The following is a 24,591-nucleotide window of genomic DNA, read 5'->3' as shown; positions in this document are numbered from 1 at the left end:
TCCAGTATTATTCATTTTCTTCTTTGGGTTTTTCGTCATCACCTAATTTAATTTCTAGCTCAACGTAGGTGGTATAACCACTGTTTGTGTCTAAGCTGTGTGTGCAACGGGTTATTGTCCATAGCGTGGAGTCGATTTCCTTTTTGAATCCTTCGACCGATGCGGGCATTTCTGGGTAAATATCGGGACGACCTTCGGCAAGGTTGATGCTAAATTGTGATGCACCGCGTTGTAATTTGTACCATTCATTATGAGCCGCTCGGTATGCATTTTGTTTTGATGCATAGGTATGTCGCAGTATTTTTACGTTTCCGTCAGCGCCAGCAAGTACGCTGTTTTCATCTTTGCTTGTTTGGTTGTTTTTGGGTTTTGTTTTTCGAGTTGCCTTGGCTTGCTGTTTTTTTTGTTGCCGGTAGTCAATCCAATACGCTTTTACACCAGTGTAAGCATTTCTATCAGCAATAGCAAAACGATGCTGATCGCCAAGTTTACGGGTGATTGTTGTTGTCGGGATGTCTTGACCATTTACTGTTTTTGCCAATCCTTTTTTAAAAATAATTAGCATGCCGTTTTTTAATGTTACAGCCGCATTAAAATCATTACATAAACGGGTTAAGAATGATGCGTCAGATTCGTTGGTTTGGTCTATATGGGCAATGTGTTCATGCTCTATGCTATTATCTATTCTGTATTGTAGATCGTGCCGCTTTGCGATTTCTTGAGTTATTGCTCCTAGTGTTGTGTTGGAATAACTTTTTTCACGCTTTTCATTTAATGAGTCACGTAAATTGGCACTTTTTCCCCTAATTGATAGTACGTCTGGCGTTCCTGAGTGCTCGCACTCGTCAATAGTGAAGATGTTTTGTAATATAACATTATCATTAACCCAGCCTAATGATACGCTAATTTGAATCCCCCGTTTGGGCAGTTCAAGCTTGCCGTCGCTATCATCTAGTTCAATCGATATGGTGTCAGCATCTAACCCTCGATTGTCAGTAATTTGCATTGAGATTAGGCGTTTGTCAAAATTCGATGTAATATCTTTATCATCAATAGTAATGGTGTAGGTTGGTTGTTTCATATCATTCCTATAATATCAGCGAAAGGTAACCAGTCGGGAGGGTCAACTTTTGTTAGTGATATAGTGAATTCAATTTTACGAGGCGCACCATCTTTAAAAAATTCGGTTTTTGTTTTTTTTAAGTTAGTCATTACAAAAAAGCCAAGTGGTATGCCAGATCCTTCGATTAATGGCCATGAATAGCCAAGGTCGGCCATTCTTTCTAAAAGTGCTAAACTTAATCTACCCCCCGTTAATTCTGGATACAATACGCCAGATAAGGTTATTGTTTCGTTATCACGACCAATAAATTGTAATGCTGAACGCTGATTTACCCGTGAATTAGCTGGGAACCGCCAGTCTTTGTTTTCTTCTGCAGTCTGATAGGGTATTGTTTTTAAGCTGAAAACAAATAAACCATAACACATCATCATATTAATCGATATCCCTTAAACTTGATCGGTAGCGCGCTGACTGATTACGTTCACGCCGTTCTATCTCTTTAGCCACGCAACGTGCTAGTTCTTGTTCATTCATGCCCGGCGCGGCATTGATTGTTATATAATATTGTGATACGCCAGAAGCGCCACTGATAGGGCGGCGATTATCAACGACAACGCCATTTGAGAGTTGTGAGCCTGTTGTTATTATGTCATTTGCAAATCGTTTAATTTTATGAATTGCATCATCTTGATTACCCTCAATGCCATTGATATAACCATCAACAGTATGACCACCAAATTTTGCAAATAAACGCGAAGGTGAGTGAATATCTAATGTATTTTTAAATCGGTTGCTGATTTTTTTTCCAAGTTGGTTCATTGAGCGCAATGCCTCGCTTTGGTTATGTTCGATGCCGTGTATATAACCGTCGATTGTATAACCACCAAACTTAGAAAAAACTCTTGATGGGGAATGAATATCTAGTGTGTTTTTAAACCAGTTGCCAATATTGGTGCCAAGATTTGATACTGCTTTTTTTGTTTCATCCCATTTATTGTTGATTCCTGTGATGACCCCATTAGAAATATCAGAGCCGATTCTAGATAATTTATTAAATATGCTGTTTTCGCCAGTAAATGCCGCTTCAATCTTTTGAGACATATCATTTATTTTTGTAGGAATTAATTGTATAAAGTCAATAATATCTTTAATTTTTAAGTATAGTTTGTTTAACATACTTAAAGGCCATCGAATTGCCTTGCCGACACTTCTCCCAAAAGATTTGCCTGATTCTTTTGCATTTTTGAACTCTTCTTTTGTTAACTTTACTGGTTCAAACAGTTCACAAAACCAATTTATTAAGCTACTTATTTTTTCTCCAAGCCATTTAAATCCGTCACCGATTGTTGTAACAAACGGTTCAAGGTATGAAAATTCTTCAGCTACGGGCGATAATGATTCTTTTAATCCCTCCCAAAATCCAATAAACCAAGCTTTAATTGGCTCCCAGTATTTACGAATTACTAATGCGGCAATAACAATAACAGCAATTATTGCCGTAATTGCCAACCCGATTGGAGTAAATAAAAAAGCGCGACCAACAGAAGTAAATATGAACCCTAAGCCTTTTAACGCGGCTCCAAGGGTTTTTATCGGTGACCCTGCTATTGAAAGTAAAGCACGTCCAAGCGTTTTCAATCCACCACCGGCTATATTTGTTTTAGTGAATAAACCACCCAGAGACAACCCTAATCGTGATAATATAAATCGGGTCATTAATATTGAACCAAATATACTCATTATCATTATTGCAAATTCACCAAATGCAGTAGTAATTGTTGCTGCCCCCGCACCAATAATAACCAGTGCTTTACTTACCGCTGGATGTTTTTTGAGAAACTCACCAAATCCATGTAATAAATTAGTTAGACCTTGAACAGTTTTACGAAGCCAGCCATCGTTTTTTTCGAATAGTTCAACGCTGATGTTTTCAAATGCAGCATGTAGCATTGTCATATCACCGGCTAAGTTGTCGAGTTTTATTTTTGCTACTTTTGCGGCTTCGCCGTCATATTCTCCTTTTTTCCCTCTTAATTTTCTAAGCTCTCCTGTATCACTTTGTTTCAATAACGTTTCAAATGCAGATGAACCGATAAAGCCTGAAATTTTTTGATTTATTGCTGTTCTTTGAACATTCCCCATGTGTTTTGTTGCGTCAGATATATCTGAAAGAATATCAAATAAGTCGCGCATGTTGCCGTTTTTATCGGTAGTTTTAACGCCTAATGCTTTAACTTCTTTTGATGTGCCAATTCGCATTAATATTTGTCTTAATGCAGTACCTGCTTGACTGCTTTCAATACCTGAGTTACCCATTATAGCGGTTGCTGAGATGATTGTTTCTGCGGTTTGTCCAAATGCAGCGCCAATGCCGCCACTATATTTTAGGGCTTCCCCTAATTTAGGAATGGAGGTTTTTGCTCTTGTTGATACCGCAACCAAAAGATCAGCTACATGCCCCATTTCTTCTGCTGATATCCCCATGGAAGTTTGAATGCTAGATGCGATATCAGCAGCAGGACCTATATCAATATCTGCTGCAGAAGCTAAATTAACCACAGATGGCATTGTACCAATAATATTTTCAACAGAATATCCAGCTTGCCCTAAAAAGTACTGTCCTTGAGCTACCTCGCTATCAGTAAATTTTGAGACTAATGGCAATTCTCGTGCTTGTTTTCGTAGTGCTAACATACGAGGATCGTTTTTATCGTCAATTCTGGTTACCGCTTGCGTTGCGCTCATGCTAGCGTCAAATTCGTATCCGACATGTAGCAGATTTTTCATACCTCTGGCTACTGTTTTCCCGGTCGATAGGGCACCATAGCCAACTCCACCAAGTACCGCCATGCGTTGCATGCCTGTATCGTATTTTGAGCGAATTTGGCTTATTTTTTGTTGACGTATGTTTAATTGTTTTAATCGCTCTGATTGCTGCCCAATGCTTTGATTGACGCTTGTTATTTGGTTTTTTAATGTAATTTGATGTTGTGTTAAATTTTTAGTGCTAATTCCAGATTGGTGTAACTCTGCACGCAATGGTGTTAATTTATCTTTTAATTTTTTTGTTTCTGCGGTTGCCTTATTAAATTCACGTTGTAACGCCTTTGTCGGTGTCGTAGTGTTTTTAAGTTCAATCGCTAATGACTTAGCTTTATTTTTTGCCTCTTCAAACTGTTTTCTTAACTGAACAAAGCCATCAACATTTTTTTGAGTGTTGTTAAGTTTGTTTAATTGATTACGAGTGTCTTTTAATTGTTGAGCCAGCTCCTTAGCTCCACCCATAACATTGCGAAGCGGCCGACTTGTTTTATCTATGCCGTTTAATGTAATTTTTAATTGTAAATCATTCATCAGATGCGCCGCTTCTTAGGCGAGCTTGTTCTCGCCATTCCATTAGTTCAGATAGGGTAAATTCATACATAGCAGACGGTTGCCAATGAAAAATTGAAGCAATATCTGCCATTGCATCGTCTACTCTGGCTGGGATTCCGTCGTTACATCGTTCGATGTCGTAGACAAAAAACCAGCAATAACTTGTGTGATAGCTGATAAGTCAATTAAATCTAGATTGAAAACCTCGTGCTCTGCAATGGTAGGCGTTGTGATACGCGGTAATACTTTTGCGAGTGAATCAATGTCCAGCTCAATAAAGTCAACTAATTTAATTCCACGTAAATCACCCGTTAATGGCTTGCGGATTGTTAATTCTGTGATAGTGTTTTTGCCTGATTGTAGTCCTGATTTTAATTTAAGTTGTTGTGTATTTTGCATAACTTTTACCCTCGTGTTAGTGATAGTTGTGATAGCCCTTGCGGGCTATGTTTTGTTTGTTGGTTTGTTAAATTCCGATTGCGTGGCGAGCCTGCTTTAATCGGTCTTTTCCGCCAATTTTGTCAATCATATTGATAAAATCAATTTCGGCGCTTTCTTCGTTGTCGATAACTTCTTTATAGTAGGTGCAGTGTGTGGTAATCTTTGTTGAGTTGCTCTCACCTTGTTTGAGTTCACCGCGATCTTGTTCTTTGTGGCGACCCGTCATAATGATTTCGACTTTAGTGAAATCTTCACTATCATCTTTTTGATAAGCACCCGCAAAGCGTAATTTGACGCCATTTAATAAACCGCCGTGCTGTTTTAATACTTCGTAGGCAAGGCCGCCAATTGACCATTCTACAACTAAAGCGTCATCGTCATAGCCAAGGTCAATAGGGGCTGAACCAGGCATACCACCACCGCGGAAATTTTCAAGTTTGCGAGTTAGCTTTGGAGGCGTGAATGATTCAACCTGACCGATGTAAGAAGTACCGTTAACGTAAACGTTAAAGTATTTGAGTTTTTTAGGTAAAGCCATTGAGTTTCTCCTTAACTGGTTGCTACTGAATTAGCTAAATCAACCAAATATTTATCAGTGATACGCTGACGTAACATTAGGTTTTCTAATGGTGGTACTGGGGTGTAGTCATAATCGATATATAACTTTCCAGCTTTTAGAATATCTGGCGTGTTCGCTTCTGGATCAAACCATGCTTTGCCATCAACAATGTAACCGTTCGATTTTAATTCACGGAATTTATTGTTAATAGACTCAATCAAATCTTTGATTAATGAGGCATGCATTGGCGCATCCACTAAGGCAAATTGAGCTTCGGCAATGGTGTCTGCTAATACTTGTGCTGTGCGTGTATAGTTTTCAAACGCAAATAAGCTATCTGCTGAGCAAGTGCGAGATCCCCAGAAGCGGTAACCTTGATTACAAATAAGCGTAGTGACTTCATGTTCGTTTAAGTAGTTGGAATCAGAGCTTTCTTCTTGCAAATCCCAAAAAACATCATGCGAAATGCCCGTCACACCGTTAACGGTGACATTTGATAATGTTTTATGCCAGCCGACCTGTTGGTCGATTTTGGCACGCAAGCCAATAGCCCGAGCTGTTGCGGCCAATGTGACGTTTTGTTTTTGTGTTGTATCAAACCCAATAAAGTTCGGCCAAATTACCATGGCCTCACGAGCACCTAGCTGATTACGATAAAGTACTGCATCTTCTTTGGTTTTTGCCCCGTAAGCGGATACATAACAAAAGGCACGTAGTTTTTGTGCTATTGATATTAATGCCGTAGCAACGGGCAGTGAATCATAACCTGGCACACCCAAAATACGTGGCTTAACTTTAAGTTGAGTTTGTGCCGAAAGTAGGGCTTTCATGCCAGTATATTTGCCGTCGTTGGTTGTGGTACCAATGATGTTTGCTGTTGTGTCGGCTTCTGTTGCACCTGCTTCAACACGCACAGCAACAATAACGGGTGAGCACTGATCGGCAATAGCTTCAAGCGTTGGTTTTAGTGTGCCTTGTGAACCTGCTTTACCAATAGCCGAATTTACATTAGTAATTAAAATAGGGGTGTTAAGTGGAAAATGGTTAGCGTCCGCATCATCGCCAGTACACACAATCCCAATAACAGCCGTTGAAACGGTTCTGATTGCTCGTGCACCTTCATTAATTTCAATGACTCGGACGCCGTGGTGGTAGTCGTTTGGCATAAGTTCTCCGGTGTTTTACGATTTTGTAAAATAAATGTACGGAGATAGTTGCACATTAAAAAGAATAGCGTTAACGGTTCGACTTGTAACTTTTGTTTTTACAAGTCGAAGTTAGCGCTGATATGTTAAAGATTGTTTGGTTTTTCAGGCCATTCAACATTTTCAGCATCATTAACATCAATGCGATTTAATAAAACACGATATTTTTTCCATTCTGCATACAATTTTTGTTCGTCATCTGTAGCAATTTCTGCATCGATCGCATCCTGCAAAAACTCGATCTGCGTTTTAGCCTCATTTAGCAACTGATTTTTTTGCGCAATCGCTAAATTTACATAGTGCTGATGTTGTTTTTCTTTATCTATCTCCCATTTTTTGCCGTTCCACACATCAAACTCGCCGGATGGTTTCAGCAACGTATAATCATCCGGGATATCACCAATTCCAGTTACTGTTGACTCCTCGCCAGTTGATTTTAAATAGATTTTTTTGCCGCGATGGTCGGCCGGATAAACCCACTCATCACCAACTCGAACAATCGCGTGCTCATTATCAACGGGTTGGGGGGCATCTAAACATACATGCGGCGGCGGGCATAGACCGACCGGCAAATACTCATACATTGCACCCAAAAATTCGCCGGTCTCAAGGTCAGTGTTATAAACTAACGCATACCCGGCCTTTGTGGTAAACCCGTCCTGTCCAAATTCCGCAACCTCTGGTTTTATTTGGTATTTCATAATAAATCCCCTTTAATAAATTAAATAATTACGCAGCTCTAACGATATATAAAAATGCAACGTTTCTCTGCCGAACCTCATGCGCAACGGGGGTTTGCCTCGATGCGTCGAAAACAACTAACGTATTATTGCCGCCAGTCCCTGCAGATAAATGGCGACGAGAATTATCTTCAACTGCATAAAATGCACCAGAAACATTAGCGCTGCCGGTAGCACCGGAAATCGCAGATTCAAACCCGAACGTACCAGTTAGATTTCTAATCGCATCACCCTGCCAACTTAAAATAACTCGGTCTGGATCTACGCCGCGTCCTGCGTCTAATCCCCGCACAATTTCGCCACGCAATTCAGGTAAAATGCCATTTGGATACGCTCTCGCAAGCAGGGGGTATTCAGAACGATTAAACCCCCAGCCGTTGCAAACCATCCAACCCGGCGGCGGAGTAGTTGTTGGCCAGGGCATGGGTATACCTACCGGGAAAAAGTTGTTAAATATGAATTGTTCTAACCCAGTAATTTTTGACACATCAACATATCCGTGAACCAATCCCCCGTTTCTGTCAACCGCCCAGCAGAGATTTTTATGTATAGAATTTTTATCAAAAAAACCGAAAATTCCATCATTGCGCACCGTCGCGTGATACTGATGATCGGGAGAAAAAACAACAGACTCAAACGGCAGCGACTGAAATCTATCGATTATTTTTGTGACATTATCATTAACATTAGTTATTCTATTGTGTGCATTATTAACATTTTCATTAACATTTTTTGCGTAATTATGCACATCAGTTATTCTGTTGTGTGCAGAACTAGCATGATCATACGCTGATTGCGCTTTCGAGTCAGAATACTGCGCATAATTAAACGCATCTCTGACCGCCTTTGACGTTGCCGCTTCCGTTTCTGATGAGCTGTCAATTGCTGAGCTTAATTTGACTCTACCCACTGAGCTTGTTGTTGCTTGTATTTCTGCTACTTTTTTTGCTGCTGTTGCTAGATCATATGTAGCCTTGACGGCTTTAGGGGTAGCAGCTTGATTTTCTATGTTACTATTTGTCGCTGAATTTAACTGAACAAATCCTTTAGATTTTATTGTTGCGTCTGGGTGATTTGTTGATTCTTTATGTTCCTCCATTTTTGTAGCAATCAAGCGATCAACATATTCACGAGTAGCCAATACAACCGCTGGGTCTATTTTTAGTGCCACAGAATCGACATTACCAACAATAATAATCATTCTGATAACTTGAGTTCTGCCACTACCTTCGGCAAGTTTTGGCTTATAGGTTGGTGGGCAGTTACCTACAGCTATTAAATTGCCTTTATCATCATACAGACCGATTTCATGAATAAACCAACCGCCCTCATTTTCGGGTATTACTTGTTCAGCGATAATTTGATTAGGATTGTTTTTATCCACTGATAGAGAATTTAAAGATGCTCGGCGAACTTCGTTAACCAGTGCGGTTTGCGTGGTGATAGGTTTTGGTATTGAACCATTACCATCACCAACTGCCATGCTGGTTAATTTTAGCGGAACCCCTAACGCGGTTGCATTAGCTAATAGCTCTGTTCCCAATTTTGTTAATATTGTGTAGTATGTTTGGCTCATGGTTGTATACTCATTTTGTCAATTAAGTGAATTGTTGCGCCAAGTTGACCTTTTGACGATGTTGTGATTGTTTTAGCAATATAGGGATAAATATTTAAGGTATTGCCATCGTAGCTGCTGGCACCAATTTTTGTGCTTCCGCTAGTTACTAGTTGCAGTGATAAACCTGATAAATGCCGTGAAACTGGTTTAACATCATCAATGATTAGGCTCAACTCTTGATAGGATTCATCAGTAATACCTTTGTCTGATATGCCAATTTCAATTGCAAATGTGCCAGGTGTATTGTTGTTTTGCCACCATTCAATAATATTTATCAAATAGCCGAAAGGTTCAACCGCACGGCGGATGGCTTCTTTCGTGCCTTTTAACTTGTGAATTTCAAACGCTTCGGCAATAACTTTGCGTTTTGTTTGTTCTGGCCAGTTTTCATCCCAGCGATCAACGCTATATTGCCAAGCTAAATAAGGTAATAGTTCAAATGGGCATGTTTTTGGATCCCAAAGTGAACGTAAATGAATAGGTAGATCACAAATCATAGCTTGTGATAAATTTTTTTCAAGTTGAGTGGCAGAGGGGGGTAATAGCGTTCTATTCGTCATAACCGGCAACCTCAACATAATAGCTTGTGCAATAACTCGCTTGCTCTCGATTGATTAATATATCTTGTACGGGTTGTAGTAATTCGACACGTTGCACACCAGCAACATGTAATGCTGAAATTATTGCACTGCGATTAATTCTACGTCCAATGCGGTGCTTTTCGGTTATATACTCTTGCAAATTATTTGTTGCCGCTCTTTTGATTGGTTCTGATTCTGGACCTGGATATAAATAAAGTTTGGCGTTTATTTTATATTCAATCAGGGCGACTGATTTCACAGTAACACGATCGGCAATAGGGCGACGGTTGTCTTGATTGACAGCGTCAGCGACAGTACTAATCAGATCGTTACTGGCAATACCGTTATTTTCACGAGACAAAATGGCGAGCGTTACGCATGCAGGCGCAGGACTTTCAGCGGCGGCATCTAGTACTCGACCATCCGCACTGCGGGCATAAAATTCATAAGCGGCACGAGGACCCGCGACAGATAAGCCCTCAAATGCCGCTTGAATTCGTAGCCTAAAATCACTATCTGATTCTTTAATTTCAGGAATTGATGGCGTGACAGTATTATCTGCGTGTTGAATGATTAAGCGATACACATGAAAGTTAGCCCCAAGATGATCTAAGTCATTGCCTTTAGCATGAGCAATCATTAATGCGTGTGATGCTTCGTTGATCCTTTGTCTTAAGATCAATTCATAATAGGCACTTTCTTGTAGTAGTTTAACGATTGGCTCACTTTCATATTGCAATGTTTTAGCAACTTCGCTTTGCTGTTCTGCTGGATATAGCGATATAAACTTTTCTTTACGTTGAGCAAATAAAGCTTCAAAGTCTAGTGGTTCGATAATATCTGGTGCAGGTAGTTTTGATAAATCAGTTAACGTGGCCATGTTGCAATCTCTATGTCACTGGTAAAGGTTTGATTAGGCTTATCTGTGCGTGAGCCGGTTAATTGCATGGTTAGCTTTTCGTTATCGGCAAAAATATCAACTGCATCCAGTTTTATGCGTGGCTCCCATTGATTTAGTGCCATTACTGTCGCTGAAATGACACGCAATCTTGTTGCTTCGGTGTTTGGATTATCTAAAAGTAAAAATAAAAAAGAACCATAATCACGGCGCTCTATGCGTGAGCCTATCGGTGTTGTTAAAATATCTTTAACGGATTGGTTAATGTGATCCATATCCGTAATGGTGCGTCCATTTTGGCTGTTCATTCCGATATAACTCATTGTGGCCCTCCTGTTAGATCACTACCAGCTTTGACGCCACTATGTTTATGCGTGTCGAGTACAACGCCGTTAGACGACAATTTGCCTTGCTGATGAATTACGTTTCCGGTTAATACCCCCGTATTACCGCTAACACCACCACCTGTTGCGCTAAATGATTTAAATGTCACATGGTCACTACATTCAACAAGTGGTGTATCAAGGTGGATTTTAGTACCCGCTTTAGCGGTGATTTGTTCACTTGCTTCAATAACTGCTGTTTTTATGCCTTTTATGGTTAAACTGCTGTTTTTCGGTTCATATTCAAATGTTGCACCGTCTGGAAATGTTACTAAATAAGCATCTTCTGAAGTTGATGGCGCAGGGTTATCATTACAATAAAGGCTTGGTAATACGCAACCAAGTTCAAGGTTACCGTTAGGGCTTAAAATAAATACTTGTTCACCAATAGAAGGGCGCCACCACGATCGGCTTTTGCCAGCACGATGAGTAAACCATGGCAACCAAGCAGTAACTAATTTTCCAGAACGGACTTTTACCCGATCGCCTTTGGTTTGATAAACAACGCCTTGGCGGATCAGGTTTTCAATTTTTCGTAATATATCGACTAGGTCGGCAGGGTGATAATTTTGCATAGCGTTATCATTATTATTTATAGGTAAACAATAAAGCTTATCGACTTGTAAAATTGATTTTTACAACTTACTAGCCAAGTGGGCGATAGTGATTTGCTCAATTATGTTATAGTCGTGTTGATTGAAGCCAAGTAGCTTTCTTGATGGATATTTAATGGTCCAATCATCTTTTTTATTTACTCGTGCACGTAATCCGTAATGATGAATGTGTGTTATACGAGATACCGAATTAATAAATTTTACGGTAGCGCAGTTGCTGTTTGCTGATATGCGTAGATATTTAGTTGTTCGTAGCTTGGTAAACATTTTACGGCGAATCTTTCCCGTTTTTTTTCGAAACGCCTGTGGTCTTCTAGGTTCAAAAGAGGTGCCGTTTGGTTGTTTCTGGGCTGTAATACGTTTACGGTTACTTTCCCGTAGTTTTTTAGCAATTTCACGCGCTAATTTGGTGCGATTACTGTTATTTAGTTGAGTGAGTATGCCGTTTGCATACTCATGTAATTTATTTAATTCGTCGGCCATATTTCATTAACCCAATCAGGACGCATATCTATGGGTGGTTCGTCGGTAATGTGTTTGTATTCCAATCCGTTGCTTCCTTTTTTTACAATAACACGCTCTGTCAATTTCAGTTCAATACTGACATCGGTTGTATTATTGTTTAATTGCTCAATTTCAAATTTAATGGCACCTTTTCTTAGTTCAGGGTTTGCCATAAATTCTTGCTGATTGATATACATCCAACTCATTATTGGTACAATCAAATAATCAATGGGTTGTTCATAGTCAGTAATGATTAAATTAACTTTGTACTCATACTCAAAACTTAATGATTTGGCAGCCGTTGCTGTTATGTCACCGTCATCCACAAATATATGTAATTTATCGGGATTGTTTTTGATAAATAAATTATTGTCTTCAAGTACTTTTCGAAGTTGATTAATTTTTTTCATGCTGCTCCTGTTGGCATTGATAAATCATTTCGACTTGAACCGCACATTGATGCCATGCCGTTAAGATGGCTTGATTGTCGTCAATTAATGAGCGGTTCTGCTTTAAATTATTCATGGGAAGATAACAAGGCGTTACGGCTGGACAGCCAGTTTTGATAATCTGTACTTCCTTTGATTTCTGGCCGTGCGTACAACCGCTTAATAACATCAGGCAAATCAGTATCAGACCACATACGTAATTGTTTATTTTCATTGATAAGTTGCTCCAACTGTTGTTGATATTGACGATTTAACGTATCAACTGCTTGCAGTTGATTTTTTTGTTCTATTAGTTTTTGTTCGTTTGCTTGATATTGATCACTAAGGTTAAGCAATTCATTGTTTTTATAATCAATGATTTCGATCAATTCTTGCTTGTCGTCTTGAAGTTGTAGATTGCTTGCCTGTAATTGTTTATTTTTGGTGCTTAATAGTTGATCTCGTAAATAGCCAAACGATAAACAGAGCAGTAATAGCAACCACGGTAACAATTTATTTTTTAGTAGATTTTGCATAGCTTTCGTACGCCTCTTTAAGTTTTTTGTCATAACTGTTTTTTTTATAAGCTGGACCGTTGTAAAGTTTGGCAAACGTTGAAAAATCGTTATTTTTCATTGCTTGTAATAGCTTGCAATTCGATTTATGAGAAATAAAGCGGTAAAACGCATCTAACTGCATTACTTCGCTTTCTGTCATACATTGTTCAAATTGTTGAGCTGATTCATAACCAAGTAGTTGCCAGTGAAAGCCCATAATTTGGAATAAGCCCCAACTTGCACTTTCAATTGCTGAATCAATATCAATTTGTTTGGCCAGCGTTAGTCGATAGTTTTCACGAGCACCACCTAAATAACCACCAGCAATTGAGTTGACTAAATCTGGATAAGTATTTGATAATTTTTCTACATCAAAACCATGCTTTTTAAGCTGACGGTAAAAGATATGCCTTTCAAATAGAATTACGGGCAAGCCGTTTTTAATACCTGATGAGCGAGCTTCAACTTTTGTTACTGCTTGTACCATAGCCAGCTCAACTTCTAGCTTATTAGCCACATTTTGCAATTGTTCAGTTGTTATCATTATTTATTTAACCTCTTATGATGCTGATGTTGATTTGGAGAACGGCAAAGCGTGCCAATGTTGCCTTTGCTTTTTAAAAAGCAGATCAGCAGTGCTATATTCATAACTACCTGAGCGCAGTAAGCACGGCTTAATAAACCGAAAGATGAGAATAAAAATACTGATGCACTTGATGTAATCATTAGCCATGCTAGCCAGCTATATTTGGCTTTGTATTGGCAATTTTCACGATCAAAGGTAAATAATCGAATAGCAATTAATAAACAAAGAAAAGCGTTAAGGGTTATCATGGTTTTCCCCCTTTAAATTTATCCAATAAATCAGATGGGTCATCAAACTTTTTAATTAACCAAAGAAGTAGTTTGACACTTACCGCTGATGCCACTAACGCACCAAGACCAAGCGGTACCTTGGTTTGAATGTTGGATGGAAAAAGTGGTATTAGTAAATATAATGTTATTTCGGCCAACAATATTCCAAGCGCAAACGATATAAAAAATAGAAGGGTGCGACGAAGAACCGAGATATGCTCTTCACTAATTACCAGTAAGATTGATCCACACAGTGCGCCTAAAATAATGCCATTTTCAATATTGGGATAAATCATTGATATTGAAAATGCACTAATCACTGCGGTGAAGGTTGTTGTAGTTGGTTCTGTCATTCGGTTAATCCCATAAATTTAAGCGTTTTTTTTCTGGCTCTGGCACCACTTCAGGCACATTTACGGCGGTACCCATGGGGAGTGTTGCCTGCAGTTCACAAAGTGTTGGGTTTTGTTGGTAAATAATTTCAACAATCCCTTTAGTTTTACCAAAAACTCGATACGCCAATGCGTCAACGGTTTCATTTTGCATTGCATAAACAATCATTAAATTAATTCCATGGTTGATCGTGATTTACCTAAAATGTCACGAATGGCATAACGTGCATTGCGGTATAAGTTGCCCACACTTTCGATGTTAGGTTCAATGTCGCCTTTGGTTTTTGCTGTTGCATCAAAATTAATGTACTGTTCATTCAATAAGGCGTTTGCCCATGAATAAACCGCATGCTTGTATAAAATCAAATATTTTGATTCACCATTAATTTGCTCATCATTTAGATCGTTAATCGATGTAATACCTGCCGCTTGCTTTGTTAGCCGCCAGTTATATAAGTCGTCATTCACTGCAATAATTGCACTGGCAATTGCTGTTTTTAATCGCTCTGTTGTGACGGTACCGTCTAGCCGTTGAGTTTTTCGAACATCACTGATATTAATTGCTGGAAAAAACGAAATATTACTAATTTCGATATTGTCAGCTTCGTTAGCGATTGCGATAGCCGTAAAGTCGTTCATAATTTACCTTTGTTAATCGGCGGTGGACAAAAGCGTTAACCTGCAGAATGCATTTATTGCTTTTGTGCCGCCGAGGTGTGAGGGTTCACTCGGTTAAGCATCGGTCTTATTTAAGGCCTTTTCTAATTCTTTAATGGCTGTTTTTACGCCACAACTTTCATCAAGTTCTAAAGCTCGTTTCAAATAACCTAACGCTTGATCTGGCTGTGTTTCTTTTAGTGCATAGCCGATGGCTTTATTTAGTTTTGCTCGAACCTGATCAAACATATCTTTATCAGCGACGAGTTCAGCAAATTTAAGCAAAATGCCCGCATCAACAACTTGCTTGTTGCTAATCTGGGTTAGTGTGGTATTAGCTAGCTCTTCGGTGATGAGTGTGGCGGTTTGCCGTTGGTATTCATCAGGTGTAACCCAGTTATGTTTTAATGCATGTTCGGCCAGTGGGTATGCTTGTTCAAATTGTTTGGTGTCTATCATCCAAACTAATAGGCGCATAAATACATCGTCTTGCTGAGCATTATCAGATTCAAGCACGCCGTTAATCCAATCCATATATTCAGGAATAAGTGTTTTTTTAAGTTCAATTTTTGCTTCTGTTGATTGAAATTTTTTCAAACGAAGGCGATCGTTATTGAGCTTTGCCAGCATCATTTCATAAGCATTGGTTGTTTTTATATCGTTTCTATTACGCTCTTTTTGAGCGTAATGTTTTTGTAAAAATTTTTGAGCGGGTGATACCATGTTATTGAACCTCGATGTTTTCAATTAAACAGCCTGCTTCATAACGTTCTACAACAAACGCCTCATTGGCAGATTGGTAATCTTCAATGCGATCACGTTTCGGGTTATCAATAATTTGACGGCGAGCGGTTCCATTTTGAATATAGATAGCTAAATTGCTAAATGAGGTAATAAGCATTGCTCCTTTAGGGAAATACGGCACTCGATACGCAGGTAATTCACCGATTGATTTTTTAGCCAGTAAAATTTGACCTGCTACTTTTTCGGTGTTTTTATCGGCTTCGTTAGCAATAGGGAAGTACTTATCATGAAGCAGGCCACGACCACAGATAACAACTAGACCGGTATCATCAGAAAAGACGGGATCAATTAAATTTTCAACCGCATCATAGACGAGTGCGTCCAAATTTTTATAATCACCACCATTGTTAGCGACAATAATTTTACCTGGTGTGACTGTGCCTTCATTCATTACTCTTTCTGGCGCATCTTCACGGTAATGTTGCAACCAGCCTTTGTTGACATCTTGCAATAATGGGTTAGCGGTTCGATTGGATGTTACTGCACGGCTTGTGCCGTTAAAACCAATCATCATCCGATCTAATGCTTTTTGTTTAATTAACGCATCACGTAAAATAGTTTGGAAGTTCTTTTTATGACGCCATGCGTCTAATTTTGCATAACGGATTGATGTATCGTAGTTAGTTTGTTCACAACGATAGTTAAATTTATTAAGGTCGGAAATATCTACCGCTTCCCGATCTTGTGCTGTCGTATCGGTTGTGCTGGCTGTTGTACCTGTTACGCCAACGCCGACTTTTTCACCTTCTTGGGCGTCAACAAATTCAAAATTGATTTTGCTTAAAAATTCGGATGATTGTTGTGTCCGTTTTTCTAATGTTTGGTTTACGGTTGGATCGACAGCAAAACTTTCACTGGCATTATCAACGCCGTTAAGCTGTGCAATGCGGTGTTTGAATCCGTTAAATAGCTTTCTTGTTTCATTTCTCATTATTGATTTCCCAATTTAGTTAATCTGTTTTGTTCTTTAATCCACTGTTTTAATTTAATCTACTGTTTTAACAGTCTGTTTCAACGTCGATCGAGCCACCAGCAGAAAGAGGGCGATCAGGCGAATCTGGCAATTCACTTAATAGCTCGACAAGTTCGGTATTTTGTTTTTTGACATCACTTAGCTCGTTAGTTAGTTCAACAATTTTGGCTTCCATTTCCGTAAAGCGATCAGTTGTTGCTGTGGCGAACTGTTCGATAATCTCACCAAGTTGTACAAATTTGGTTGAGTCTTTTTCTGATTTGGTTTTGAATAAGCCCGTTAGACGTTCTAGCATTGAGCTAAATGTGGTGTCGTTTTGAGTGTCTACTTCTTCAAAATCAATCACTGTTTCTTCGGCAGCGGTGAAGAGGTTGTTAGGTGATTGTTTGCGGCTAACTAATGGGTTAACGTTTGCTTTTGCACTGAATTCTAAAAATTCAGTGCCAAGGCTAGCTGGGTCGTCAGTTACCGCAAGACCAACAAGGTAAGCTTCGCCGGTGTCCGCAAATTCGTAATTAACTTCGATAGAGGTATAAACTTTTTGTTTAGCTTTATTCAGCTGAATAAGTTCATCGGTTGGTTCAATTTGTGCAAGCAATGCTAGCTTTCCAGCAAGCGGACCCGTTTTAATTTCTTCGGCTCGTAATGCTAATACATCGCCATAGCGTTTAAATTGGCTATCAGGTGAATAACCTTTGATATGTTCCAAATTGATGCGTGCACCATAAACATCACGATCATAATTTTCTGCCATTTGCTTGATCCATTCTTTTTGGATCTTACGTCCATCAGTTGTTGCACCTTCCACCGCAACACGAAACCATTTTGATTTAATTTTTTTTGACTTCTTAACGTCTGTGCCCATTGTTGTAATCCTTAGCTGATTGTTTTTGCCTTATGTTGAATTGACAAACGAAAGAGAGCAATTGGGGCAACTTGTAAATTAGAGTTTTACAACCTGAACAAACATAAAAAAATAAAAATGATAGGTAAATTGGCGTTACTAAAGGAGAACACATGGTAAACGTCAATTTATTAGATCATTTAATTAGTGATAATACCGACCCAAGAAAAGCCGCCAGATCGCTGTATTGGGCAGGGTATCGTATTAGTCGTATTTCTGAATTATTGAATGAAAATATTAATACTATTCATAGTTGGAAACGGCGTGATAAGTGGGATGAATCATCCGTATTGGATAGGGTTAATGGCGTTCTTGAAGCGCAATTAATCCATCTTGTAATAAAACCAAATAAGGAAGGTAAAGATTTTAAAGAAATTGATTTACTTAGCCGTCAGTTAGAACGTACGGCCAGAATTGAAAAATATCAAAATGGCGGTAATGAAGTTGATTTAAACCCAAATATTGCCAATCGTAATGCCAAGCCGAAGAAAAAGCCTAAAACCAATCTTTTAACTGATGAGCAAATCGAAAAAATTAACGAACTATTTCATGATGGCTTATATGAGCATCAAAAAGTTTGGTATCGGGCTGGTTTACAAAACCGCATAAGAAACATTAACAAATCACGCCAAATTGGGGCAACTATGTTTTTTGCTCGTGAGGGTGCAGTTGATGCGGTGAATACTGGGCGTAATCAGATATTTTTATCCGCCTCAAAATCCCAAGCTTTTCAATTTCGGCAATATATTATTGATTTTTTCCACGGTATAGATATGGATCTGAAAGGGGAAGTTATCCACTTTCCACATAATGATGCTCGCCTTTACTTTTTAGGTACCAACTCTAAAACGGCACAAAGCTATCATGGTAATTTATATTTGGATGAGTATTTTTGGATTAATAAATTTTTAGAACTGCGTAAAGTTGCCTCTGGCATGTCGAGCCAAAAACGTTGGCGACAAACTTATTTCTCAACGCCTTCTAGTATTAACCATGAAGCATATAAGTTTTGGACTGGCGAGCTATTTAATAAAGGACGTAGAAAAGAGCAACGCATTAACGTTGATATTTCACATCAAGCGTTAAAAGGTGGCAAATTATGTGCCGATGGGCAATGGCGGCAGATTGTTACGATTGAAGATGCCGAGCAATTGGGGTTTGATTTATTTGATATTAATCAACTAAAACTTGAATATAGTCCCGATGAGTTCGCTAATTTATTTTTATGTAATTTTATTGATGATTCATCATCAGTGTTTCCGTTATCCAGTTTACAACCGTGTATGGTCGATTCGTGGGATATTTGGGATGATTATAAACCATTTGCCTTGCGGCCACTTGGTGAGCGACCAGTATGGATCGGCTATGATCCGTCACACACGGGGGATAGTGCAGGCTGTGCAGTTGTTTCACCGCCAATGGTTGAAGGTGGTAAATTCCGAGTAATTGAAAAGCATCAATGGACGGGGATGGATTTTGCTTCACAAGCTGAAGCTATTCGAAAAATGACTGAAAAATATAACGTCACCTACATCGGTATTGATGCCACGGGATTAGGTGAAGGGGTTTATCAATTAGTTAAACAATTTTATCCCGCCGTAGTAGCATTTAAATATTCAATTGAAGTTAAACAGCGTTTAATCCTCAAAATGCAAGATGTCATCAGACGACAACGATTGGAATTTGATGCGGGTTGGACGGATTTGGCCCAATCCTTTATGGCTATTCGTAAAACATTAACAGCTAGCCAGCGTTATGTCACTTATGTGGCTGATCGCAATGATGAGGTTTCACATGCCGATATTGCTTGGGCAACCATGCACGCAATTTATAACGAACCGCTAGAAAGTATTAGCGGAGCAAACAGTAACAGCGGTTTTATGGGAGTATTTTAGTTATGACAGAATTTACACAACAAGATGAAAAGATAGAATGTTTTACGTTTGGCGATCGTGAGCCTTTAGCCGATGCAAAAGACTTATTAAATTATTTACAATGCACCCCGTGCGGCAATTGGTATGAGCCGCCAGTTAATTTAGATACGCTAGCCAATACCTTTAGTTCATCGTCATATCATAGCAGCCCGATTTATGTAAAACGAAATATCTTAACCAGTACATTTATTCCGCATAAATACTTATCACGTCAAGCATTTGAGCGAATCGCTAATGATTTTTTAATATTAGGTAATTGCTATCTCGAAAAACGGGCCAATATGCTAAGGCAAACCGACGGACTAAAGCCAACATTAGCAAAATATACCCGTCGAGGAATAGTCAAGAACGAATATTGGTATATTGATAAGTATTGGGAAGAGCATAAATTCAAAAAAGGATCGGTGTGGCATATGCTTGCGCCCGATATTAACCAAGAAATTTACGGACTACCTGAATACTTAGCCGCTATTAATTCGGTGTGGCTAGATAACTCGGCTACTGTATTTCGTCAACGTTATTATAAAAATGGTTCACATGCTGGATTTATTTTATATTTATCTAATCCATCCCATAATGAAAAAGATATTGAAGAACTAAAAAAGGCATTACAAAGCAGTCGTGGACCTGGTAACTTTCGTAATCTGTTAATGTATGCACCAAATGGTAAACCAGATGGACTAAAATTAATTCCAGTTGGCGAGGTGGCCGCCAAAGATAACTTTGCTGATATTAAATCTGTCAGCCAAGATGATATTTTAACGGCTCATCGGGTACCACCGTCATTAATGGGAATTACGCCAAAAAATACCGGCGGGTTTGGCGATCCAGAAAAGGCATCTAAGGTATTTGCTCGTAATGAAATCAAACCATTACAAGATAGATTTTTACAGCTTAATGATTGGATGGGGGAGGAGGTTGTAAGGTTTAATCCTTATTTACTTGAATAAAAACAAACAAAAATGTTTATTATTAAGTTGACGTGATAAACATTTTTGTTTATTATTTAACTGTCTTAAAACAGCACGGAGCAATAATGAAACAAAGTGAGTTTTTAAGATGGTTAGTTGCTCAAGGTGTTGAGGTAAAGCAAGGGAGTAATCACCTGAAGCTTTATTACAACGGAAAGCAATCAACAATGCCAAGACATCCTAGCAAGGAGTTAAAAAACGGTACAATGATAGCAATCAAGAAGCAACTAAATCTAAATAACTAAAGCCCTCGTAAGGGGGCTTTTTTTAAAAGAGGTTATTATGTTTTATCCTGCAAAACTAACTAAAGAAGATGATGGTTATACAGTCACATTTAGGGATATTCCAGAAGCAATTACTTGTGGTGATGATTTGCAAGATGCGTTAGAAATGGCTCAAGAGGCATTAGTAACAAGTATGGATTTTTATTTTGAAGATCATCGAAAAGTACCGCTTCCTAGTAAGGCAAAAAAAGGAGAACACTTAATTGATTTACCTGCAAGTCTTTATGCAAAAGTATTGTTGCTAAATGAAATGATTGACCAAAATATCTCTAACGTTGAATTAGCAAAACGCATTCATGTAAAGCCACAAGAAGTACAACGTATTGTTAATTTAGAGCATGCAACAAAAATTGACACGATCAGCAAAGCATTGTCTGCTTTGGGTAAACGTCTTGAACTAAATGTAGCTTGACTTTATCACATAATCAAATGAAAGCCCCGAAAGGGGCTTTTTTTGTTATTAACATATATAAACATTCAGCTAACTAAATGTAATATTTAAAAATTTAATTTTATCTATAAAGCGTATAGAGAAACGATTTTTATTCTACACATAGCTGTTCACAGATTTTAAAATCTCTTCGCTGTGAGCGTTTTAGATGGGTTGTCGTTGATTTTTGATGATGATGTAAAGGCTAAAAGTCGAATTGTGATATTTTTACCCCACGCCACCATCGCATTAAAAGTGTGTGAAACTGTGCAAAATTGCAAATGCCACAAGAAAAGCCCTAGTATAAGGGCTTTGGCGATCCGTGATCTTTTTTAGATCTTGCGTTTTCGTGCAGTATAGGTGTGCAGTAAAAAAAATTTATATATTTTCCTTAAATGAAATTATTTATCATGCACAAGATTAAATTAATTTCACAAAAATAAATTTTGTTTACAGGTGTTGACATTGGGTTTGAATCTATTTAGTATAGAAAAATAAATCAAACTATAATAACTATAATAAAAGTATTAACGAGGATATAGCTATGGCGACTAAATTAGGTAAATTGATAAGAAAGCTTAGAATAGATCACGGAACAACGCTTAGAAAAATGGCTGAAACTTTAGGTATTAGCTCAGCCTATTTGTCCGCAATCGAATTAGGAAAAAGAGCTGTTCCTAATGATTTTCTTCACAAATTAAAAGAAAGTTATGCATTATCTGAATCTGATTATAAAGAGTTAAAGGATTCTGTTGAATCATTTAGCTCTCATTTTACTGTAAATTTAGACTCAGCTAATGCTAGACAAAAAGATGTATTCATTGAATTTGCGAGAATGCTTGATAATTTAGATTCAAAAGATTTAGAAAAAATTAATTCTGTTTTGGAGAATAAAAATAATGAATGAAAGTAGAATCAGAAAATTGGGGTTAAGAGTTAGTGGAAAAAGCTGTAAAACAATAAAAAATTATGCAAATGAAGCAAGAAAAATTTTAGGGTATGAATTTAAAGAGTATATTAATATGGCTAGTTTAATGGAGATTTTCATTCATAATGACATGTTAATTATACTCGAAGATAATGATGAACGAGTTCAACAGAAATATGCATATACTCATCCGGATAAAGGGAAAATCTATGTGAGAGATTCTGTGTATAATAATGCTTTTGATGGCGATCCTAGAGCTAGATTTACAGTAGCTCACGAAATAGGGCATTTAATAATGCATAAAGAGCAAGAAATATTTGCAAGAAGTACATGTAATCAGCATAAAATTTATGAAGATTCCGAATGGCAAGCAGATGTTTTTGCTGCTTCATTTTTAATTAATCAAATATTTGTGGCTGATGATATGAACGCACAAGAGATCGCTAATAAATTTGGAGTCAGTTTGGCAGCAGCGGAATCATGGATGAAATATAAAAACAAATAATAAAAAACCAACGAAAACGCTATCGTTGGTTTCTTAGGGGGTATGATAAAGACACATACTTAATTGGCGTTTTGTAGTGTCTCATACTTCCTTAAGTTTCGTCAATAGCGAAATTTAAAGGAGGCATATTATGTCTAAAGAAAAAAGGGAAGGTTATACCTTAATTTTTAGAACTTTTATTACAACAAAAAGCGGGAAACGGGTTTATGCTAGTCAGTGTGGCTTAAAAGCTTTTCCTATTTGGGTTGCAGATAAAACAGCATGATTTAATTTTATTATAGGATAACACAAAATGTCTAAAAATATTAGCTCGACAAGAACAACTAAAATTGCAGTTAAAACATTACAAAATAGTACATCAAGTTCTATTCAAAAATCTTTGGCTGGAAGCGTTTTGTCACAAGTATCACCAAACAAAACTACGTCAAAAATATGGCAGCTAAGGCTTCTGAAGTATTAAATAGCTCTAAATATAGTAAGACTACGAAGTCATTAGCTGGTTCAGTATTAGAACAAGCTAAAGGTAACAAATGATACTGTGTATTGAAGAGTGGCATTGTCCACTCTTTTCTTCTTATTTAATATAGGTTTGCTTATGAATTTATCACAAAAAGTAGATTTAAATACTTTTTATAGTTTTTTAGAAAAAGCGTGGCAACCAATGTGGCTAGCTAATTTTGTTTACTGTTACTTATTTGTGGATGTTATTTCATTTTATATTTCTGGTAGTGGAATATTTAGTTATTCACTAGTGCATATATTAGATGTCAGTTTTGCTAATATAATCATCATAATTACACTTTTTGGAATATTTTCAATATTTCTTTTACCAATTATAGAGATAATCGCGAGTGATTTAATTACCAGAATTGATTTGAATTTTTTAAAAGAACCATCTTTAACGAACGATTATAAGTTAAGTAAAGGATATGTTTCATTTCATCAGTTATCAAATAGTGAAATAGTAAAAAAGTTTGATAAATTTCCAGATTATTTAATGAATATCTATCTTACAGAATCAGAAAAATTTGATTTAAAATTGAAAAATAAGTATAAATTGCAAAATCTCATTGTAGGGATTTTTATTTTTTCTATATTTGAAATTTTTGTTATTGATTCAGTAGGATCAAATACAATTTATTGTTATTTTCAATTATATTTTGAAGATAAAGTAAGTTTTGTATATGTGGTAATTTTCTTTTTATTAGCTATTAGTTATTATAAACTTTGTAATTCTTTTCCGAATTCCCGTTTTTATAATCCAATCCTCTATGCGCAAATTGAAAAAATAAAAACTGGTTAATAATCTAACAATAACTTCAGACTATTAAATGAATGATGATGCTTTTCGCCTCCTTCACTCAGCCCACCATAGAAAAAGCCCGAATATAAGGGCTTTAAGTTTATTCATTCTTTCTAAATTTTGCATTTTCATGCCGTTATGTGTTGTATAAAAATTATTCAACCGGCTCTAAAAATAGTGACGGAAAATCAACATTTTTAGCTTTAATTTTAAGTTTTTTAGTAATATGGCTAATTATTTTCTTCTCATCAGGCAATCCGTCTTTATCAAGAAATTTTTTAGAATTAGAATAGAAATCAGCGTTAGCATAATATTCTTTGGCGACTTTTAATTGTTCATCACTTAATTGTTGAGCGGTTGAATTTATTTGCCAGATCTTATCATCACACTGTGTTCCTGAATTGCCACAACCATCACTCCAATAAGAAGCTTGAGCTAAATAATAGCCTGAGCCTTTAGCTTCAGAAAAAGGCATTACGAAAACAGTTACAACTTTAGCTCCTGTTTTTGAAGAATATTCTGTGGCGGCAAGTTTGGCTGTATCAATTCTTTCTTGTAATGTTTTTGCTTCAGGTGAAACAATAAAAATTTGAACTCTTTTTCTATTTGCAAATGAAGTATCATTTTGCGATACAATTTCATAAGGTTTTACTTCAGCAAAAACAGATGGAATAAAAAATATAGA

34 protein-coding genes are annotated in these 24,591 nt (G+C 37.5%); 8 read left to right on the top strand and 26 right to left on the bottom strand.

Annotated elements, in window-relative coordinates:
• Nucleotides 1-7 precede the first annotated feature (7 nt).
• From A9G28_RS02405 to A9G28_RS02295, 25 genes are all read right to left on the bottom strand, one after another.
• Complete coding sequence (locus A9G28_RS02405) at nucleotides 8-1,081, bottom strand: phage late control D family protein (RefSeq protein WP_065579655.1); 1,074 nt, start codon at nucleotides 1,079-1,081, stop codon at nucleotides 8-10.
• Entirely contained in the window at nucleotides 1,078-1,494 is a 417-nt protein-coding gene (locus tag A9G28_RS02400; protein ID WP_065579654.1) for a phage tail protein, read from the bottom strand. Before A9G28_RS02400 ends, A9G28_RS02405 begins: the two co-directional genes overlap by 4 nt.
• A 1-nt stretch (nucleotide 1,495) precedes the next feature.
• On the bottom strand, nucleotides 1,496-4,417 hold the full coding sequence (locus tag A9G28_RS02395) for a phage tail tape measure protein (protein ID WP_065579653.1): 2,922 nt from the start codon (nucleotides 4,415-4,417) through the stop codon (nucleotides 1,496-1,498).
• Nucleotides 4,410-4,529 (bottom strand): GpE family phage tail protein, encoded by a 120-nt coding sequence (locus A9G28_RS12960; protein WP_081298211.1) that lies wholly within the window; start codon nucleotides 4,527-4,529, stop codon nucleotides 4,410-4,412. The genes A9G28_RS02395 and A9G28_RS12960 overlap by 8 nt, the downstream gene beginning before the upstream one ends.
• Before the next feature lie 8 nt (nucleotides 4,530-4,537).
• Nucleotides 4,538-4,837 (bottom strand): phage tail assembly protein, encoded by a 300-nt coding sequence (locus tag A9G28_RS02390; RefSeq protein ID WP_065579652.1) that lies wholly within the window; start codon nucleotides 4,835-4,837, stop codon nucleotides 4,538-4,540.
• 67 nt (nucleotides 4,838-4,904) lie between these two features.
• The gene (locus tag A9G28_RS02385) at nucleotides 4,905-5,417 is read right to left on the bottom strand and encodes a phage major tail tube protein (protein ID WP_065579651.1); all 513 of its coding nucleotides are present in this window, start codon (nucleotides 5,415-5,417) and stop codon (nucleotides 4,905-4,907) included.
• An 11-nt stretch (nucleotides 5,418-5,428) separates the two neighbouring features.
• Nucleotides 5,429-6,604, bottom strand: coding sequence for a phage tail sheath protein (locus A9G28_RS02380; protein ID WP_065579650.1), 1,176 nt, complete (start codon nucleotides 6,602-6,604; stop codon nucleotides 5,429-5,431).
• A gap of 125 nt (nucleotides 6,605-6,729) precedes the next feature.
• Entirely contained in the window at nucleotides 6,730-7,344 is a 615-nt protein-coding gene (locus A9G28_RS02375) for a tail fiber assembly protein (RefSeq protein WP_065579649.1), read from the bottom strand.
• Between the two features lie 28 nt (nucleotides 7,345-7,372).
• Nucleotides 7,373-8,959 carry a phage tail protein gene (locus A9G28_RS02370; protein ID WP_065579648.1) on the bottom strand — a complete coding sequence of 529 codons (1,587 nt, stop codon included), beginning with the start codon at nucleotides 8,957-8,959 and terminating at the stop codon, nucleotides 7,373-7,375.
• Nucleotides 8,956-9,561 (bottom strand): phage tail protein I, encoded by a 606-nt coding sequence (locus A9G28_RS02365; protein ID WP_065579647.1) that lies wholly within the window; start codon nucleotides 9,559-9,561, stop codon nucleotides 8,956-8,958. The genes A9G28_RS02370 and A9G28_RS02365 overlap by 4 nt, the downstream gene beginning before the upstream one ends.
• Nucleotides 9,551-10,462 (bottom strand): baseplate assembly protein, encoded by a 912-nt coding sequence (locus A9G28_RS02360; protein ID WP_065579646.1) that lies wholly within the window; start codon nucleotides 10,460-10,462, stop codon nucleotides 9,551-9,553. The genes A9G28_RS02365 and A9G28_RS02360 overlap by 11 nt, the downstream gene beginning before the upstream one ends.
• Nucleotides 10,450-10,803, bottom strand: coding sequence for a GPW/gp25 family protein (locus A9G28_RS02355; RefSeq protein ID WP_065579645.1), 354 nt, complete (start codon nucleotides 10,801-10,803; stop codon nucleotides 10,450-10,452). Before A9G28_RS02355 ends, A9G28_RS02360 begins: the two co-directional genes overlap by 13 nt.
• Nucleotides 10,800-11,438, bottom strand: a complete 639-nt coding sequence (locus A9G28_RS02350) for a phage baseplate assembly protein V (RefSeq protein ID WP_065579644.1) — start codon at nucleotides 11,436-11,438, stop codon at nucleotides 10,800-10,802. Before A9G28_RS02350 ends, A9G28_RS02355 begins: the two co-directional genes overlap by 4 nt.
• A gap of 60 nt (nucleotides 11,439-11,498) precedes the next feature.
• Nucleotides 11,499-11,960: a phage virion morphogenesis protein gene (locus A9G28_RS02345; protein WP_065574055.1), complete on the bottom strand. Its 462-nt coding sequence runs from the start codon at nucleotides 11,958-11,960 to the stop codon at nucleotides 11,499-11,501.
• Entirely contained in the window at nucleotides 11,945-12,391 is a 447-nt protein-coding gene (locus tag A9G28_RS02340; RefSeq protein ID WP_065574056.1) for a phage tail protein, read from the bottom strand. The genes A9G28_RS02345 and A9G28_RS02340 overlap by 16 nt, the downstream gene beginning before the upstream one ends.
• Nucleotides 12,378-12,599 (bottom strand): Rz1-like lysis system protein LysC, encoded by a 222-nt coding sequence (gene lysC / locus A9G28_RS13700; RefSeq protein WP_255307548.1) that lies wholly within the window; start codon nucleotides 12,597-12,599, stop codon nucleotides 12,378-12,380. The genes A9G28_RS02340 and lysC overlap by 14 nt, the downstream gene beginning before the upstream one ends.
• On the bottom strand, nucleotides 12,499-12,945 hold the full coding sequence (locus tag A9G28_RS13830) for a hypothetical protein (RefSeq protein WP_065579643.1): 447 nt from the start codon (nucleotides 12,943-12,945) through the stop codon (nucleotides 12,499-12,501). Before A9G28_RS13830 ends, lysC begins: the two co-directional genes overlap by 101 nt.
• Nucleotides 12,923-13,510 (bottom strand): N-acetylmuramidase family protein, encoded by a 588-nt coding sequence (locus A9G28_RS02330; RefSeq protein ID WP_065579642.1) that lies wholly within the window; start codon nucleotides 13,508-13,510, stop codon nucleotides 12,923-12,925. Before A9G28_RS02330 ends, A9G28_RS13830 begins: the two co-directional genes overlap by 23 nt.
• Entirely contained in the window at nucleotides 13,510-13,800 is a 291-nt protein-coding gene (locus A9G28_RS02325) for a phage holin family protein (protein ID WP_065579641.1), read from the bottom strand. Before A9G28_RS02325 ends, A9G28_RS02330 begins: the two co-directional genes overlap by 1 nt.
• Nucleotides 13,797-14,174, bottom strand: coding sequence for a putative holin (locus tag A9G28_RS02320; RefSeq protein WP_065579640.1), 378 nt, complete (start codon nucleotides 14,172-14,174; stop codon nucleotides 13,797-13,799). The genes A9G28_RS02325 and A9G28_RS02320 overlap by 4 nt, the downstream gene beginning before the upstream one ends.
• A 4-nt stretch (nucleotides 14,175-14,178) precedes the next feature.
• On the bottom strand, nucleotides 14,179-14,382 hold the full coding sequence (locus tag A9G28_RS02315; protein WP_065579639.1) for a tail protein X: 204 nt from the start codon (nucleotides 14,380-14,382) through the stop codon (nucleotides 14,179-14,181).
• Complete coding sequence (locus A9G28_RS02310) at nucleotides 14,382-14,852, bottom strand: head completion/stabilization protein (protein WP_065579638.1); 471 nt, start codon at nucleotides 14,850-14,852, stop codon at nucleotides 14,382-14,384. The genes A9G28_RS02315 and A9G28_RS02310 overlap by 1 nt, the downstream gene beginning before the upstream one ends.
• A gap of 93 nt (nucleotides 14,853-14,945) precedes the next feature.
• On the bottom strand, nucleotides 14,946-15,593 hold the full coding sequence (gene gpM / locus A9G28_RS02305) for a phage terminase small subunit (RefSeq protein ID WP_065579637.1): 648 nt from the start codon (nucleotides 15,591-15,593) through the stop codon (nucleotides 14,946-14,948).
• 1 nt (nucleotide 15,594) lies between these two features.
• Complete coding sequence (locus A9G28_RS02300) at nucleotides 15,595-16,605, bottom strand: phage major capsid protein, P2 family (RefSeq protein ID WP_065579636.1); 1,011 nt, start codon at nucleotides 16,603-16,605, stop codon at nucleotides 15,595-15,597.
• Nucleotides 16,606-16,672: 67 nt separating this feature from the next.
• Complete coding sequence (locus tag A9G28_RS02295; RefSeq protein WP_065579635.1) at nucleotides 16,673-17,512, bottom strand: GPO family capsid scaffolding protein; 840 nt, start codon at nucleotides 17,510-17,512, stop codon at nucleotides 16,673-16,675.
• 152 nt (nucleotides 17,513-17,664) lie between these two features.
• Between A9G28_RS02295 and A9G28_RS02290 the strand changes: the two genes are divergently transcribed.
• The 8 genes from A9G28_RS02290 (at nucleotide 17,665) to A9G28_RS02260 (ending at nucleotide 23,906) form a co-directional block, all read left to right on the top strand.
• Complete coding sequence (locus A9G28_RS02290; RefSeq protein WP_065579634.1) at nucleotides 17,665-19,446, top strand: terminase large subunit domain-containing protein; 1,782 nt, start codon at nucleotides 17,665-17,667, stop codon at nucleotides 19,444-19,446.
• Nucleotides 19,447-19,448: 2 nt separating this feature from the next.
• On the top strand, nucleotides 19,449-20,435 hold the full coding sequence (locus tag A9G28_RS02285) for a phage portal protein (RefSeq protein ID WP_065579633.1): 987 nt from the start codon (nucleotides 19,449-19,451) through the stop codon (nucleotides 20,433-20,435).
• An 86-nt stretch (nucleotides 20,436-20,521) separates the two neighbouring features.
• Complete coding sequence (locus tag A9G28_RS02280) at nucleotides 20,522-20,701, top strand: type II toxin-antitoxin system HicA family toxin (protein ID WP_065579632.1); 180 nt, start codon at nucleotides 20,522-20,524, stop codon at nucleotides 20,699-20,701.
• Between the two features lie 37 nt (nucleotides 20,702-20,738).
• Entirely contained in the window at nucleotides 20,739-21,152 is a 414-nt protein-coding gene (locus tag A9G28_RS02275) for a type II toxin-antitoxin system HicB family antitoxin (protein ID WP_065579631.1), read from the top strand.
• A gap of 562 nt (nucleotides 21,153-21,714) precedes the next feature.
• Nucleotides 21,715-22,077 carry a helix-turn-helix domain-containing protein gene (locus A9G28_RS02270; RefSeq protein ID WP_065579630.1) on the top strand — a complete coding sequence of 121 codons (363 nt, stop codon included), beginning with the start codon at nucleotides 21,715-21,717 and terminating at the stop codon, nucleotides 22,075-22,077.
• Nucleotides 22,070-22,603 (top strand): ImmA/IrrE family metallo-endopeptidase, encoded by a 534-nt coding sequence (locus A9G28_RS02265; RefSeq protein WP_065579629.1) that lies wholly within the window; start codon nucleotides 22,070-22,072, stop codon nucleotides 22,601-22,603. The genes A9G28_RS02270 and A9G28_RS02265 overlap by 8 nt, the downstream gene beginning before the upstream one ends.
• 130 nt (nucleotides 22,604-22,733) lie before the next feature.
• Nucleotides 22,734-22,868 (top strand): hypothetical protein, encoded by a 135-nt coding sequence (locus A9G28_RS13825; RefSeq protein WP_255307547.1) that lies wholly within the window; start codon nucleotides 22,734-22,736, stop codon nucleotides 22,866-22,868.
• A gap of 330 nt (nucleotides 22,869-23,198) precedes the next feature.
• The gene (locus A9G28_RS02260; RefSeq protein ID WP_065579628.1) at nucleotides 23,199-23,906 is read left to right on the top strand and encodes a hypothetical protein; all 708 of its coding nucleotides are present in this window, start codon (nucleotides 23,199-23,201) and stop codon (nucleotides 23,904-23,906) included.
• A 154-nt stretch (nucleotides 23,907-24,060) separates the two neighbouring features.
• On the opposite strand, the gene A9G28_RS13505 is transcribed toward A9G28_RS02260, so the two are convergent.
• Nucleotides 24,061-24,591: DUF4875 domain-containing protein (locus tag A9G28_RS13505; RefSeq protein ID WP_065579627.1), on the bottom strand; the 531-nt coding region annotated here is incomplete at its 5' end.

The organism is Gilliamella sp. Fer1-1, from assembly GCF_001690825.1.
GTDB classification, from domain to species: Bacteria; Pseudomonadota; Gammaproteobacteria; order Enterobacterales; family Orbaceae; genus Gilliamella; species Gilliamella apicola_C.
This window is presented reverse-complemented; position numbering and strand designations above follow the sequence as displayed.

Excerpts from the sequence above, each read along its gene's own strand:
- A9G28_RS02405 (WP_065579655.1), bottom strand. The coding sequence starts at position 1,081 with ATGAAACAACCAACCTACACCATTACTATTGATGATAAAGATATTACA.
- A9G28_RS02400 (WP_065579654.1), bottom strand. The coding sequence starts at position 1,494 with ATGATGATGTGTTATGGTTTATTTGTTTTCAGCTTAAAAACAATACCC.
- A9G28_RS02395 (WP_065579653.1), bottom strand. The coding sequence starts at position 4,417 with ATGAATGATTTACAATTAAAAATTACATTAAACGGCATAGATAAAACA.
- A9G28_RS12960 (WP_081298211.1), bottom strand. The coding sequence starts at position 4,529 with ATGGCAGATATTGCTTCAATTTTTCATTGGCAACCGTCTGCTATGTAT.
- A9G28_RS02390 (WP_065579652.1), bottom strand. The coding sequence starts at position 4,837 with ATGCAAAATACACAACAACTTAAATTAAAATCAGGACTACAATCAGGC.
- A9G28_RS02385 (WP_065579651.1), bottom strand. The coding sequence starts at position 5,417 with ATGGCTTTACCTAAAAAACTCAAATACTTTAACGTTTACGTTAACGGT.
- A9G28_RS02380 (WP_065579650.1), bottom strand. The coding sequence starts at position 6,604 with ATGCCAAACGACTACCACCACGGCGTCCGAGTCATTGAAATTAATGAA.
- A9G28_RS02375 (WP_065579649.1), bottom strand. The coding sequence starts at position 7,344 with ATGAAATACCAAATAAAACCAGAGGTTGCGGAATTTGGACAGGACGGG.
- A9G28_RS02370 (WP_065579648.1), bottom strand. The coding sequence starts at position 8,959 with ATGAGCCAAACATACTACACAATATTAACAAAATTGGGAACAGAGCTA.
- A9G28_RS02365 (WP_065579647.1), bottom strand. The coding sequence starts at position 9,561 with ATGACGAATAGAACGCTATTACCCCCCTCTGCCACTCAACTTGAAAAA.
- A9G28_RS02360 (WP_065579646.1), bottom strand. The coding sequence starts at position 10,462 with ATGGCCACGTTAACTGATTTATCAAAACTACCTGCACCAGATATTATC.
- A9G28_RS02355 (WP_065579645.1), bottom strand. The coding sequence starts at position 10,803 with ATGAGTTATATCGGAATGAACAGCCAAAATGGACGCACCATTACGGAT.
- A9G28_RS02350 (WP_065579644.1), bottom strand. The coding sequence starts at position 11,438 with ATGCAAAATTATCACCCTGCCGACCTAGTCGATATATTACGAAAAATT.
- A9G28_RS02345 (WP_065574055.1), bottom strand. The coding sequence starts at position 11,960 with ATGGCCGACGAATTAAATAAATTACATGAGTATGCAAACGGCATACTC.
- A9G28_RS02340 (WP_065574056.1), bottom strand. The coding sequence starts at position 12,391 with ATGAAAAAAATTAATCAACTTCGAAAAGTACTTGAAGACAATAATTTA.
- lysC (WP_255307548.1), bottom strand. The coding sequence starts at position 12,599 with ATGTTATTAAGCGGTTGTACGCACGGCCAGAAATCAAAGGAAGTACAG.
- A9G28_RS13830 (WP_065579643.1), bottom strand. The coding sequence starts at position 12,945 with ATGCAAAATCTACTAAAAAATAAATTGTTACCGTGGTTGCTATTACTG.
- A9G28_RS02330 (WP_065579642.1), bottom strand. The coding sequence starts at position 13,510 with ATGATAACAACTGAACAATTGCAAAATGTGGCTAATAAGCTAGAAGTT.
- A9G28_RS02325 (WP_065579641.1), bottom strand. The coding sequence starts at position 13,800 with ATGATAACCCTTAACGCTTTTCTTTGTTTATTAATTGCTATTCGATTA.
- A9G28_RS02320 (WP_065579640.1), bottom strand. The coding sequence starts at position 14,174 with ATGACAGAACCAACTACAACAACCTTCACCGCAGTGATTAGTGCATTT.
- A9G28_RS02315 (WP_065579639.1), bottom strand. The coding sequence starts at position 14,382 with ATGATTGTTTATGCAATGCAAAATGAAACCGTTGACGCATTGGCGTAT.
- A9G28_RS02310 (WP_065579638.1), bottom strand. The coding sequence starts at position 14,852 with ATGAACGACTTTACGGCTATCGCAATCGCTAACGAAGCTGACAATATC.
- gpM (WP_065579637.1), bottom strand. The coding sequence starts at position 15,593 with ATGGTATCACCCGCTCAAAAATTTTTACAAAAACATTACGCTCAAAAA.
- A9G28_RS02300 (WP_065579636.1), bottom strand. The coding sequence starts at position 16,605 with ATGAGAAATGAAACAAGAAAGCTATTTAACGGATTCAAACACCGCATT.
- A9G28_RS02295 (WP_065579635.1), bottom strand. The coding sequence starts at position 17,512 with ATGGGCACAGACGTTAAGAAGTCAAAAAAAATTAAATCAAAATGGTTT.
- A9G28_RS02290 (WP_065579634.1), top strand. The coding sequence starts at position 17,665 with ATGGTAAACGTCAATTTATTAGATCATTTAATTAGTGATAATACCGAC.
- A9G28_RS02285 (WP_065579633.1), top strand. The coding sequence starts at position 19,449 with ATGACAGAATTTACACAACAAGATGAAAAGATAGAATGTTTTACGTTT.
- A9G28_RS02280 (WP_065579632.1), top strand. The coding sequence starts at position 20,522 with ATGAAACAAAGTGAGTTTTTAAGATGGTTAGTTGCTCAAGGTGTTGAG.
- A9G28_RS02275 (WP_065579631.1), top strand. The coding sequence starts at position 20,739 with ATGTTTTATCCTGCAAAACTAACTAAAGAAGATGATGGTTATACAGTC.
- A9G28_RS02270 (WP_065579630.1), top strand. The coding sequence starts at position 21,715 with ATGGCGACTAAATTAGGTAAATTGATAAGAAAGCTTAGAATAGATCAC.
- A9G28_RS02265 (WP_065579629.1), top strand. The coding sequence starts at position 22,070 with ATGAATGAAAGTAGAATCAGAAAATTGGGGTTAAGAGTTAGTGGAAAA.
- A9G28_RS13825 (WP_255307547.1), top strand. The coding sequence starts at position 22,734 with ATGTCTAAAGAAAAAAGGGAAGGTTATACCTTAATTTTTAGAACTTTT.
- A9G28_RS02260 (WP_065579628.1), top strand. The coding sequence starts at position 23,199 with ATGAATTTATCACAAAAAGTAGATTTAAATACTTTTTATAGTTTTTTA.